We start from the raw sequence: 12397 nt of genomic DNA, 5'->3' as shown, positions 1-12397 counted from the left end.
GCCATCTCCCTGAGCGTTACAGCGGCGCGACTCCCTCCGCCATCTTCTCATTACATTAGACGATCGCAGTCATGCCGTACAGCCTCTGGACAACCGTCATTCACTGCGCAGAGAACCGCAAAACGCTCGGCAAAACCGAGCGTTAGAGGCGTACCAGGGGAGGTGCAGGTTCAGCGTCAGGCGGGGCGATGCAGGCGCGCCAGCAGGCGTTCGACGGCCTCCAGGTGCTCGGGCTCGTTATGGCACAGCCCTTGGAACACGGCGCAAACATCCAGGAAGGCTTTCAGCTCCATGCCCGGTGCCATTTTCATCAGCCGCTTGGTCAGGCGTGTGGCCTTGGGGGGCTGGCTGGCCAGACGCGCTGCATGGGCCATGGTAGCCTCCATGAGCTGTTCAGGCTCGACCACTTCCAGCACGACGCCGTAGGCAAGCGCCTCGTCGGCATCGATCACGCGGCCCGACAGGGTCAGTTCGAAGGCACGCTGATAGCCGATCTGGCGCTGCAGGAACCAGGCACCGCCATCGCCGGGAATGATGCCCAGATTGAGAAACGTCTCGCCGAAGCTCGCCTTGCGGGAAGCAATACGTAAATCCGCCATATTGGCCAGGTCGAACCCGGCACCGATGGCTGCACCATTCACGGCGGCAATGATCGGCACTTCCACCTGGGCAAGTGCCAGCGGCATGCGCTGAATGCCCTGACGATAACGCTCGGCGACTTCTGCCACGTCGCCAGCGAAGTCACCGCTGCGGTTGGCCATGTCCTTGACATTGCCGCCTGCACAGAAGGCGCTGCCTGCCCCTGTGATGACCAGCACCGATACCTCTGGACAAGCATTGACCCACCGAGCCGTGGCCACGATGTCATCCACCAGTGCCGTGCCGGTCAAGGCATTGCGCACGTCATGGCGGTTCAAGGTCAGCGTAGCGACCCGCTCGTGCAGCGTCAGGGTGGCATCGGTCAAGCTGGGCAACGTCATCGTCATTGGTCGCGCTCCACGATAATGCGGGCATCCACGATGGCATACCCGGTAGAGTGCCCCTGCGGATAGGCCAGCACGGGGTTCAAGTCGAGTTCCTGAATCTCGGGGTAGGCCTCCACCAGCCGCGAGACCTGCATCAGCAGAGCCACCAGGGCCGGTTTGTCCACACCGGCAGCGCCGCGCACGCCGTCGAGGACTTTCTGCGCCTTGATCTGTTCCACCATGGCGTAGGCATCCCGCTCGCTCAGCGGCAGAGCCCGGAAGGCAACGTCTTCCAGCACCTCCACGAAAATGCCGCCCAGGCCAAACATCACCACCGGCCCGAATACCGGGTCACGGAACATGCCGATGATCACTTCGACCCCCGGCTGGGCCATGGGGCTCACCAACACGCCTTCGAAGCGGGCCCGAGGGTCGTAGGCATGGGCATTGTGCTGGATGGTCTGAAACGCCTCGCGCAGCGCATCTTCCCCGCTCAGGTGGAGTTTGACGCCGCCCGCATCGGATTTGTGCAGAATGTCCCGCGACACCACCTTCATGGCCAAGGGCTGCTGGCCGGCCTGTTCGATGACCGATGTCAGCTCATCGGACTGGCTTACCCACCACTGTGGGGGCACGGCAATGCCGTGTTCGGCCAACAGTGCCTTGGCTTCGAACTCGAACAGGTCGCGCCCTTCCGCGCGGGCCCCAGCGAGCAGCGCGGCTCCCTTGGCCGTAGGCTGCCAGGCCGTCTCCAGGCGTCGAGCCTGCGTCAGGTACTCGCCTCGCTCGCCCAGCGCCGCCAACACCCTGACCGCGTGTTCGATGGAGGCATACACCGGCAGCCCTGATTCATGCAGGTGGCGTAGCGCAGGCGGCTTGATGGGCGCGTACAGGCTGTACACCACCAACGGCTTTTCGCTGCCCTGGGCCAACGTCAGCAGTTGCTTTGCCCCCTGCAGCTCATCGTCGGCCAGCGACTCGGAAAACCGCAGGCTGTAGCCACCCAACATGCCCACCAGGAAGACGCTGTCGACGCCGGGGTCGGCCATCACGATCTCGACACAGCGAGCCAGCAGCGACGGGCAGGCATCCGAGGAGCCCGCCACATCCACAGGGTTGTCCAGCGCCGCCTGAGGAAGCAGCACCTCTTCCAGAGCGTGACGCGTTGACGGTGCCAGCATCGCCAGGCTCAGCCCGGCTTCGGCGAGCCGGTCGGCGGCGATGGTGGCCTGGCCGCCACCGTCGGAAATCACCGCGACCCGCTTGCCGGGCGCCTGCTGCAATTGCCCCAGGCCTTCGGCAACCGGCAGGATCTCGTCGGAGTACTGCACCACGCTGACACCCACCTGACGCAGCAGGTCTACCGTCATCTGGTAGCTGCCTGCCAAAGCGCCGGTGTGCGAGCTGGCCGCTTTTTGCCCCTGCTCGGTGGCGCCGGATTTGTACACCACCACCGGCTTGTGCGCCGTGACCTGACGGGCCACGTCTAGAAAGCGCCGTCCATCCCGAAACCCTTCCACGTAAAGGGTCGCCACTCGGGTATGCGGGTCCTCACCGAGATAGCGCAGGTAGTCGTTGAAACCAATGTCGCTTTGGTTACCGGGGCCAATATAGCTACTGAACCCTACCTGGCCGTTATGCTGTGCTTCCAGGGCCAGCGCCAGCAGCATATTGCCCGATTGCGAGACGATACCGATGTCGCCTGCCCTGACATTGGCCAGGTCCAGCAGGTTGATACGCTGATGCAGGTTAAACAGACCGGAGGTGTTGGGGCCGATGATGCGCACCCCATGCGCCTCGGCCGCCGCCATCATCGCTTCCTCCAGGGCAGCCCCTGCCGCCCCGGTTTCGCCGAACCCGCTGGCCAGCACTACCGCGCCCTTGATCCCCTGACGGCCACACTCGGCGATCAGCGCCGGTACGCTGGCAGCCGGGGTACACAGCAGAGCCAGCTCCGGCGTACCCGGCATGTCCGCCAGTGAGGGCCAGGCCGGAATGTCGAGGATCTGCTCCGCCTTGGGGTTGATGGGGTAGATCGCCCCCTCATAGCCGCCCTTGATCAACCCCAGCAGGGCTTTATAGCCGCGCTTGGTCGGGTCGGCAGAGGCACCGACGATAGCGATACCCGTTGGGGAAAGCAGTGTGTGCAGCGGGCTGCGGGAGCCGTGCGATTCGTTGAAGCGGTTCATGACGTGACCTGTAGGGCAAAACGGACGATAAAAGGATTGCAAGGTGGCAGCCGGCTCATTTGCCCTGAAAACGCGGGGCACGTCGTGCGGCAAAGGCATCGACCCCTTCTTGCCAATCGTCGGTGATCGAGCAGGTAAACACGGCGTCCAGCTCCTGCTGAAGCTGGCTTTCCATGCTGGTTTCGCTGGCGCGATTGAGCAGCGGCTTGAGCATCGCCATGGAGACCGGCGCCTGCCCGGCCAGCCGAGTAGCCAGCGCCTGGGCCTGGGCCATCAGTTCGGCTCCCGGATGGTTGGCCAGCGCCAAACCGATCCGAGTGGCCTCCACGCCATCGATGCGGTCGCCCAGATACAGCAGGCGGCGCGCTTGGCCCAGGCCCACCCACTGCGGCAGGCGCTTCGAAACACCGCCCCCGACACAGGTGCCAATACTGGTTTCAGGGAAGCCAATCTGGGCGTCCTCGGCCATGACGATGAAATCACAGGCCACGGCCATTTCTGCCCCCGCCCCCAAGGCATAGCCATTCACGGCCGCCACCACCGGCTTGCCCAGCTGGTCGATGGCTTCACAGGCATCATTGCCCAACTGCAGATAAGCCCGCCGCTGAAACAGCGAGCGCTGGGCGCTGCCATGGGCTTTCATGTCCGCGCCGACACAAAAGGCGCGCCCCTCTCCGGTCAGGATCACCGCTCTTACCTGCGCTGCGTGCTGGGCAAAGCGCAGGGCGTCGAGCAGCTCTTCATAAAGGGTTTCAATCACCGCGTTCAGCCGGTGGGGTCGGTTGAACCGCAGGGTCAGCACGTGTTCATCCAGAGAGATCAGGAGCGTTTCATAGGTGGGCAGCGCGGGCGCGTCGGCAGACATGATGCTGTTGGTAACCTCGTTCGGAAAAAACAAATAAGGAAACGATTGTTCCTTTAAATAGGAAAAGAGAAACAAACGTACTGCCGAACGATAGGACACTGCTGGGGGATAATCAATACATTCGTGACAAAAACATTTATCATTGGCACAAACGTTTTACACTTCATCAAAGAGAGCCCCATGCCTGACCACGCCACCCGCCCTGCGCCCGACCTGGAAAGCGTCCACCGGCAGCTGGCCGAGCACTACGCCACGCTCAGCCCACAGCTCAAACGGGCGGCCAGCTATGTGTTGGAACACCCGACGGAAATGGCGTTTCAGTCAGTGCGTAAAACGGCCCAGGCCGCGTCGGTGACGCCTTCCACTCTCGTCCGGCTGGCCAAGCGGCTGGGCTTCGAGAGTTACGAGTCGTTTCGGGAGGTTTTTCAATTGGCGGTGCAGGCCGCACCGGTCGAACTGAGCGGCCGTGCCAGTCGGCTCAAGCAGCAGGTGCGCAACCCGCAAGAGGCGTTGTTCGTGGAGGTGGGTGATGCCGCTTTCGACAACATTGGCAGGCTCTTCACGGCGGATAACCAAGCGCGGGTAAAAGACGCCGCCGAGCGCATACTGGCGGCTCGCCGGGTGGCCGTGATCGGCTTTCGCGATACCTTTGCCTGCGCCTACCACTTTGCCTACGTGGGGCGTATCGCCATGCCCGACGTGACGCTGATTCGCGGACAGGAAGGTGGGCTACTGACGGAGCTGGCGCCCTTCGACGAACAGGACGTGGTGGTGGCTTTCGGCTTCGAGCCTTACTGCGCCGAAACGGTCAAGGCGCTGGAGATTGCCCGCGCCAACGGCGTGCAGGCCATCGTGGTCACCGACACCCTGCGCTCACCGCTGGTGCCTGGCGCCAGCGTGACGTTCACCGTCGCCAACGCCACGCCTCACTTCTTTCCGTCGCTGCTCTCGGCCATCACGCTCAGCGAAGCGATTCTGGCCGAGTGCGTGGCCGTCGGCCCCGACCAGCTGGTGGATAACGTGGCCAGCTTCGAGCGGCGCATGCGCCAGCTGGGGGCCTATGTCGATGTGGACTAGCCCCCGGCTCAGGCGAGCGACTCAGGGCAGCAGAATGGTCGAGCCGGTCGTCTTGCGGCTCTGCAGCGCATCCTGGGCCTTGCCTGCTTCCTGCAAGGGGTAGCGGTTGGCGACATCGATGCGAATCTTGCCGCTTTCGATCATGGCGAAGAACTCTTCGCACATCATTTCCAGCCGCTCGCGAGTATCCGCATAGCCGTTCAGGCTGGGGCGCGTGACGAACAGTGCTCCCTTTTGATTCAGGATACCGATATTGACGCCGTCCACCGGGCCGGACGCGTTACCAAAGCTGACCATCAGCGAGCGCGGCTTGAGACAATCCAGCGACATCTCCCAGGTGTCCTTGCCCACGGAGTCGTACACCACGTCACACATTTCACCGTTGGTCAGCTCGCGCACCCGCTCGACGACGTTCTCTTCGGTGTAGTTGATGGTGGCCCAGGCGCCATTGGCCATGGCCAGGTCAGCCTTCTCCTGAGAGCTGACGGTGCCGATCAGCTTCACGCCCAGCGCCTTGGCCCACTGGCAGGCAATCGAGCCCACGCCCCCGGCCGCCGCGTGGAACAGAATGGTCTCGCCGCCCTTGAGCGGCTGGGTTTGACGCAGCAGGTACTGCACCGTCAAGCCTTTCAGCATACTGGCCGCCGCCGTTTCGAAGTCGATGAAATCCGGCAGCTTGACCACCTTGGCCGCGGGCAGCGTGTGCAGCTCGGCGTAGGCACCCAGCGGGCCCTGGGCATACGCCACGCGGTCACCTACCTTGAGATGCGTGACGCCCTCGCCCACCGCATCGACGATGCCTGCGCCCTCGGTGCCCAGGCCAGAAGGCATGCTGGGGGCCGGGTACAAGCCCGTGCGGAAATAGATATCGATGAAGTTCAGGCCAACAGCCTTGTTGGCGATACGAACTTCACCGGCAGCCGGTGCGACAGGCTCGACCTCGGCCCACTCGAGTACGTCGGAGCCACCGGTAGTGGAAAATTGAATACGCTTGGACATCAAAAAACTCCTGTGATTGGCGATGGGGTATCGCTTGTTATGAATTATCGTTTGCCGTGAATGATCGCGTTGAGTACCGCTGACCGAAAACGGATGACGGGGACGGCACGGGTCCGCTATCCAACCGCGTCGGGGCGCTGAAATCAAGTCGTCCAACCCTCTGGCCGACACACGCCTGTCACGGGTACATGCTAGACTAAGGGCCATTTTATAACACGCCTGGTCACCACAAGACGGATCGTCCATGACCCACCCTGCCATTGAAGTACCCACCCTGATCGCCCACCGCGGCTACTCTGCGGCCGCCCCCGAAAACACCCTCACCGCCGTGCGCGCCGCTCATCAGGCGGGGGCTCGCTGGGTTGAGCTGGATGTTCAACTGCTGGGGGATGGCACGCCCGTGATCTGGCACGACAGCGATGTGAGCCGCTGTTCGGACGGGCGCGGCGAGCTGGCCAACATGACCTGGCGCCAGGCCCAGGCGCTGGATGTGGGCAGCTGGTTCGGCGACCGCTTTGCGGGGGAACGCATGGCCAGCCTGGAGGCCATGCTGGCGCTGCTGAATGAGCTGGAAATGGGCGTCAATCTGGAAATCAAGGTCAACAAGGGGCGCGACCCCATTGCCCTGGTCGATGCGGTGCTGCCCATGCTGCTGGCAGCGCTACCTGCCGAGCGCTGCATCGTCTCCTCTTTTGACGGGGCCGCACTGGCTCACAGCCGTCGGCATGCGCCCCGAGAAGCTCTCGCCCTGGGCGCGCTTTACGGCAGTTTGCCCAAGGAGTGGCGCACTCAATGTGCCGCCATCGAGGCGTTCAGCATTCACCCCCACTGGCCCCGACTGAAACGCACTCAGGCCGCTGCCATGCGTCGGGATGGCTATCAGGTCCTGTGTTATACCGCCAACGACCCCAGTGCGTTTCAAAGCCGCTGGGCCTGGGGCATCAACAGTGCCATTACCGATGAACCAGCCGCTTTCCAGCGCTATCTCGACAACCGAAAAGAAGGATGACAATGAAGTATCTTGGTGCCCATGTAAGCGCGGCCGGTGGCGCTGATCAGGCCGTGCAGCGCGCGGTGGAGATCGGGGCGACGGCGTTTGCCCTGTTTACCAAAAACCAGCGTCAGTGGCAGGGCAAACCGCTCACTGACGAGGCCATCGCAGCCTTCAAGCAGGCGTGCCGCGTCCATGGCTTCGCGCCAGAGCAGATCCTGCCCCACGACAGCTACCTGATCAATCTGGGGCACCCTGAGGCGGAGGGCCTCGACAAGTCGCGGGCCGCCTTCATCGATGAGATGCAGCGCTGCGAGCAGTTGGGCCTGACGCTGCTGAACTTCCACCCCGGCAGCCATTTGAACAAGATCAGCGAAGCCGACTGCCTGTCGCGCATCGCCGAATCCATCAACCTGGCTCTGGAGGCCACTCAGGGCGTGACCGCGGTCATCGAAAACACCGCAGGCCAGGGCACCAACCTGGGCTGGCGCTTCGAACATCTGGCCAGCATCATCGAGCAGGTGGACGACAAGCGCCGGGTCGGCGTTTGCATCGACACCTGCCACGCCTTTGCCGCAGGCTACGACCTGCGCAGCGCCGAGGCGACCCGCGCCACGCTGGACGAACTGGGCAGCGTGGTGGGGTTCGAATATCTGCGCGGCATGCACCTCAACGATGCCAAAAGCGACTTCGCCAGCCGTGTGGATCGGCACCACAGCCTGGGGCAAGGCAACATTGGCCTGGCGGCCTTCACCACGATCATGCAGGATGCGCGCATCGATGGTATTCCCATGATTCTCGAAACCATCGAGCCCGATATCTGGGCCGAAGAGCTGAATTGGCTGCGCGCTCAAGCCCCCGAGGCCGCCCCCGGCAGGTAGTGAATCACATCGTGAAAGCGTAACCGCGACGTACCGTTGTTGCGCATGGCGTGGGGCCGGTCCGCGAAAAAGCGCAGCCCCTCGCCAACGCCCAGGGTTTGCCAGCGCTCGTCGATGCGCAGCTCCATCTCGCCTTCCACCACCACGATGTGCTCCACCACGCCGCTGGCATGGGCGGTGGACTCGCTCATGGCACCCGGGGCCAACTCGATCAGGAACATCTCGAACCCCAGCAGGGGGTCGTAGGGAAACAGCAGGCGTGCCTGCATGCCCGTGCTGTCATCCCCCCACACCGACTCCCACCCATCCCGATGCAGCTCGCCCAGCGCAGGCTTGTCACTGTCGAACAGGGTAGAAAACGACACCCGAAAACCGCTGGCGATCTTCCATAAGGTGGCCACCGTGGGGCTCGACTCCCCACGTTCGATCTGCCCCAGCATCGCCTTGCTGACCCCGGTTTCACTGGCCGCGCGATCGAGGCTCCAGCCCCGCTCCTTGCGCAGCTGCTTCACCGTTCCTGAAATATGCTCGGCAATGGTATGCGGCGTTAAAGCCATGCGACTCTCCTGACGGTCGGGTTCAGATAGCGGGGTTGGTCGAATGGCTATCATGCCAGAAAATGGTTGTGCGTCATAACGCACAATGTTAGCGTGGCCATCCGTGCGCTATAGCGCACGATCAACATAACCACGTGGGAGCCACCCATGGACACGCCAACGACGCTGCCCTCTTCATCATCTGCCTCGCCTCATCTGTGGCGGGACATGAGCCTGTCTACGCTGATTGCCGGTTTCGTCGCCGTCATCATCGGCTATACCAGCTCCGCCGCGATCATTTTTCAGGCCGCCGCCGCTGCGGGCGCCTCCACGGCCCAGATCAGCTCCTGGCTATGGGCGCTGGGCATCGGCATGGGCATCACCTCGCTGGGGCTTTCGCTGCGTTACCGCATGCCGCTGCTGACCGCCTGGTCGACGCCAGGGGCCGCCTTCCTGGCCACCAGCCTGCCGGGAATTCCTATCGAAGAGGCCATCGGCGCGTTTCTGTTTTCGGCGCTGTTGATCACACTGTGCGGTGTCACCGGGCTGTTCGAGCGTTTGATGCGCCATATTCCCGGCGCCATCGCCTCGGCCCTGCTGGCGGGCATTCTGCTGCGTTTCGGGCTGGAGCTGTTCAACGTCATGGAAAGCCAGTGGCTGCTGCCGCTGGCCATGCTGGCCGCCTGGGTCGCGGGGCGGCGCTGCTGGCCCTCACTGGCGGTGCCGGGAGTCCTGCTGGTGGGCGTGGGGCTGGCCCTGTGGCAAGGCCAGATCTCGACCCAGCCGATCCCGCTGGCGCCTACGCTGCCGGTCTTTACCGCCCCGGTATTCAACCCGATGACGCTGATCAGCATCGGCATTCCGCTGTTCGTCATCACCATGGCGACCCAGAACCTGCCCGCCGTCGCCGTCTTGCGGGCCGCAGGCTATCGCCCCAACAGCTCACCGCTGATCACCTGGACCGGTGGAGCCACCCTGCTGCTGGCGCCATTTGGCGGCTATGCGCTCAACATGGCGGCCATCAGTGCGGCGGTATGCCTGGGCCCAGACGCCCATCCCAACCCAAAGCGGCGCTACACCGCCGGGGTGGCTGCCGGGGTCTTCTATATCGCCATGGGCATCTTCGGAGCCACCGTGACCGGGGTGTTCAGCGCCTTGCCCAGCGTTCTGGTGATGGCACTGGCGGGCATTGCCCTGCTGAGCACGCTGGGCACGGGCCTGGCGGGCGCTTTCGAGAAGAGCGAACAGCGCGACGCCGCCATCGTGACCTTCCTGCTCACCGGTTCCGGCGTGACGCTACTGGGATTGGGCGGGGCTTTCTGGGGCCTGGTGGCGGGGCTTGTGGTACTCAAGATCAGCACATTCAGCGCCCGCGCGCACCAGAAGGATCGCTAAAAAAACGCCCCGCCATCGTGGATGGCAGGGCGTCTATCGGCCAGCGGTGTACGGTGGTTACATCACCGCTGGTTCCATGTTGGCCAGGCGCTCTTCATCGAGCACGCCGGACATGCGCACCATGGCCAGCGCTTCATCCAGGCTGCTCATCTCTTCGATGACCAGCAGCTCGTTCTCCAGTGTTACCGGCTGACCGGCCTTGTCGGACAGCAACTTCTCCAGCGAGGCCACGTCCATGGCATCGTCGAGATGATGAATATCCACGGACGCACTGTTCTCGCTGGGCAGGTAGATAGTGCCGTTGGAGAAGTCCACGGCATAGGCGATCACGCCCGGCACGATGAAGAACAGCAGGCCAACGCTATTGGCAATGGCGACCACGGGGTCGACATCACCACTCAGCTGGCCTTTGCGTTCCGGATAGAAAAGCGTACCGCACCCACTCAATGCCACAATGGAGACACCAACGACCGCCCCCGTCAACCAACGGCGCACTGCTTGCTGCATGGAGGTTCCCTCGGAATTTTCAATGTAACGATAGCCATCGTATGAAGTGACACGCTTGTTATAGGCGCAGGCTATCGCGTTACAAAACGGGTCGAGTTTAGCATATTTCGTGCTAAGCACACGCCCTGACGTCTACACAGGATTTTGCCGCCTTCCCCGCTTGGCCGTACAATGCCGCTTTCAACGCTGGATTAAGCGCAACGCGCTTCTCATACTCAGCACCATCGACAACCCAAGGAATGCTCACGCCCATGCGCGCCAGCCAACTATTGATCGCCACCTTGAAAGAAACCCCGGCCGACGCTGAAGTCATCAGCCACCAGTTAATGCTGCGCGCCGGTATGATTCGCCGTCTGACCTCGGGCCTGTATACCTGGCTGCCGCTGGGCCTGCGCACGCTGCGCAAGGTCGAAGCCATCGTGCGTGAAGAGATGAACCGCGCCGGAGCCCAGGAAGTACTGATGCCCGCCGTACAGCCCGCCGACCTGTGGCAGGAGTCGGGCCGCTGGGAGCAGTACGGCCCCGAGCTGCTGCGCCTGACGGACCGCCACGACCGCGACTACTGCGTGGGCCCCACCCATGAAGAGGTCATCACGGACCTGGTGCGCCGGGAAATTTCCAGCTACAAGCAGCTGCCGGTGAACTTCTACCAGATTCAGACCAAGTTCCGCGATGAAATTCGCCCCCGTTTCGGCGTGATGCGCTCGCGTGAGTTCATCATGAAGGATGCCTACTCTTTCCATCTCGATGAAGCGTCGATGAAAGAGACCTACCAGGCCATGTACGATGCCTACACGCGCATCTTCACGCGTCTGGGGCTCGACTTCCGCCCGGTCATTGCCGATAACGGCTCCATCGGTGGCACCGGCTCTCATGAGTTCCATGTGCTGGCCGACTCCGGCGAAGACGACATCGTCTTCTCCAACGCCTCCGACTACGCCGCCAACATCGAAAAAGCCGAAGCCCTGCCCGCCCCGTTGGGCAGTCAGGTAGAGCGCAGCGCGCCCAGCGAAGAGATGCGTCTGGTCGACACCCCCGATGCCAAGACCATTGCCGCTCTGGTCGAACAGTTCAACCTGCCTATCGAAAAGACCCTCAAGACGCTGATGGTCCACGCCGCAGAAGGTGGCCTGATTGCTCTGCTGGTGCGTGGCGATCACGCGCTGAACGAGGTCAAAGCGGAGAACCTGCCGCAGGTCAAGGCACCCCTGACCATGGCCAGCGAAGAAGAGATTCGTGCAGCAGTAGGAGCCGGCCCGGGCTCCCTGGGCCCCGTGGGCCTTGACATGCCGATCATCATCGACCGCAGCGTGGCGCTGATGAGCGACTTCGGCGCGGGCGCCAACGTCGATGGCAAGCACTACTTCGGTATCAACTGGGAGCGCGACGCCCCTCTGCCCCAGGTCGCCGACCTGCGCAGCGTGGTAGAGGGCGACCCCTCGCCGGATGGTCAGGGCACCCTGCTGATCAAACGCGGTATCGAAGTGGGTCATGTGTTCCAGCTGGGCCAGAAGTACTCCCAGGCCATGAATGCCAGCGTACTGGGCGACAGCGGCAAGACCAGCCACCCGTTCATGGGCTGCTACGGCATTGGCGTGACCCGTGTGGTTGCCGCTGCTATCGAGCAGAACCACGACGATGCAGGCATCATCTGGCCCAACGCCATCGCGCCTTTCCAGGTGGCGCTGGTGCCCATGAACGCCCACAAGTCTCAGCGGGTGCGTGAAGAGTCTGAGCGCCTCTACCAGGCACTCACGGCGGCAGGTCTGGACGTGCTGCTGGATGACCGCGATACTCGTCCCGGCGTCAAGTTCGCCGACCTGGAACTGATGGGCGTGCCGCACCGCCTGGTGATCGGCGACCGTGGCCTGGACAACGGCGAGCTGGAGTACAAAGGCCGCCGCGACAGCGACGCCACCATGGTGCCCGCCGACACGATCGTCGAGTTCCTGCGTGACAAAGCGGGCCTGGCACAGGGCTGATCGGCCCCTC

General features: G+C 63.2%; 11 protein-coding genes. 5 read left to right on the top strand and 6 right to left on the bottom strand.

Features of this window, described 5'->3' with window-relative positions; translation table 11 throughout:
• Window positions 1-176 precede the first annotated feature (176 nt).
• The 3 genes from LG409_RS07870 to LG409_RS07860 are packed head-to-tail and all read right to left on the bottom strand — an operon-like array spanning window position 177 to window position 4019.
• Window positions 177-986 carry an enoyl-CoA hydratase-related protein gene (locus LG409_RS07870; RefSeq protein WP_081137224.1) on the bottom strand — a complete coding sequence of 270 codons (810 nt, stop codon included), beginning with the start codon at window positions 984-986 and terminating at the stop codon, window positions 177-179.
• Entirely contained in the window at window positions 983-3154 is a 2172-nt protein-coding gene (locus LG409_RS07865; RefSeq protein ID WP_227407975.1) for an acetate--CoA ligase family protein, read from the bottom strand. The genes LG409_RS07870 and LG409_RS07865 overlap by 4 nt, the downstream gene beginning before the upstream one ends.
• A 55-nt stretch (window positions 3155-3209) precedes the next feature.
• Window positions 3210-4019, bottom strand: a complete 810-nt coding sequence (locus LG409_RS07860) for an enoyl-CoA hydratase/isomerase family protein (RefSeq protein ID WP_039178479.1) — start codon at window positions 4017-4019, stop codon at window positions 3210-3212.
• A 180-nt stretch (window positions 4020-4199) separates the two neighbouring features.
• Here LG409_RS07860 and LG409_RS07855 point away from each other — a divergent pair, with 180 nt between their 5' ends.
• Window positions 4200-5096: a MurR/RpiR family transcriptional regulator gene (locus LG409_RS07855; protein WP_227407974.1), complete on the top strand. Its 897-nt coding sequence runs from the start codon at window positions 4200-4202 to the stop codon at window positions 5094-5096.
• Between the two features lie 21 nt (window positions 5097-5117).
• On the opposite strand, the gene LG409_RS07850 is transcribed toward LG409_RS07855, so the two are convergent.
• Window positions 5118-6095 carry an NADPH:quinone reductase gene (locus LG409_RS07850; protein ID WP_039178320.1) on the bottom strand — a complete coding sequence of 326 codons (978 nt, stop codon included), beginning with the start codon at window positions 6093-6095 and terminating at the stop codon, window positions 5118-5120.
• 244 nt (window positions 6096-6339) lie between these two features.
• Between LG409_RS07850 and LG409_RS07845 the strand changes: the two genes are divergently transcribed.
• Window positions 6340-7104 carry a glycerophosphodiester phosphodiesterase family protein gene (locus LG409_RS07845; RefSeq protein ID WP_096923095.1) on the top strand — a complete coding sequence of 255 codons (765 nt, stop codon included), beginning with the start codon at window positions 6340-6342 and terminating at the stop codon, window positions 7102-7104.
• Between the two features lie 2 nt (window positions 7105-7106).
• Window positions 7107-7967 carry a deoxyribonuclease IV gene (nfo, locus tag LG409_RS07840; protein ID WP_227407973.1) on the top strand — a complete coding sequence of 287 codons (861 nt, stop codon included), beginning with the start codon at window positions 7107-7109 and terminating at the stop codon, window positions 7965-7967.
• Here the strand turns inward: nfo and LG409_RS07835 are convergent.
• Window positions 7937-8524, bottom strand: coding sequence for a helix-turn-helix domain-containing protein (locus LG409_RS07835; protein WP_039178328.1), 588 nt, complete (start codon window positions 8522-8524; stop codon window positions 7937-7939). The two genes, nfo and LG409_RS07835, sit on opposite strands and share 31 nt — an antisense overlap.
• A gap of 147 nt (window positions 8525-8671) precedes the next feature.
• Between LG409_RS07835 and LG409_RS07830 the strand changes: the two genes are divergently transcribed.
• The gene (locus LG409_RS07830) at window positions 8672-9898 is read left to right on the top strand and encodes a benzoate/H(+) symporter BenE family transporter (protein ID WP_096923097.1); all 1227 of its coding nucleotides are present in this window, start codon (window positions 8672-8674) and stop codon (window positions 9896-9898) included.
• Window positions 9899-9955: 57 nt separating this feature from the next.
• On the opposite strand, the gene LG409_RS07825 is transcribed toward LG409_RS07830, so the two are convergent.
• Window positions 9956-10405 carry a hypothetical protein gene (locus LG409_RS07825; protein WP_081194035.1) on the bottom strand — a complete coding sequence of 150 codons (450 nt, stop codon included), beginning with the start codon at window positions 10403-10405 and terminating at the stop codon, window positions 9956-9958.
• A gap of 251 nt (window positions 10406-10656) precedes the next feature.
• Between LG409_RS07825 and LG409_RS07820 the strand changes: the two genes are divergently transcribed.
• Entirely contained in the window at window positions 10657-12387 is a 1731-nt protein-coding gene (locus tag LG409_RS07820) for a proline--tRNA ligase (RefSeq protein WP_100730559.1), read from the top strand.
• The last annotated feature ends 10 nt before the right edge of the window (window positions 12388-12397 follow it).

Origin of the sequence: Halomonas sp. NyZ770, assembly GCF_020616575.1 — a bacterium.
Classification (GTDB): Bacteria; Pseudomonadota; Gammaproteobacteria; order Pseudomonadales; family Halomonadaceae; genus Vreelandella; species Vreelandella hamiltonii.
The sequence above is the reverse complement of the archived record's forward strand: the minus strand, read 5'-3'. Positions and strand labels throughout refer to the sequence as shown.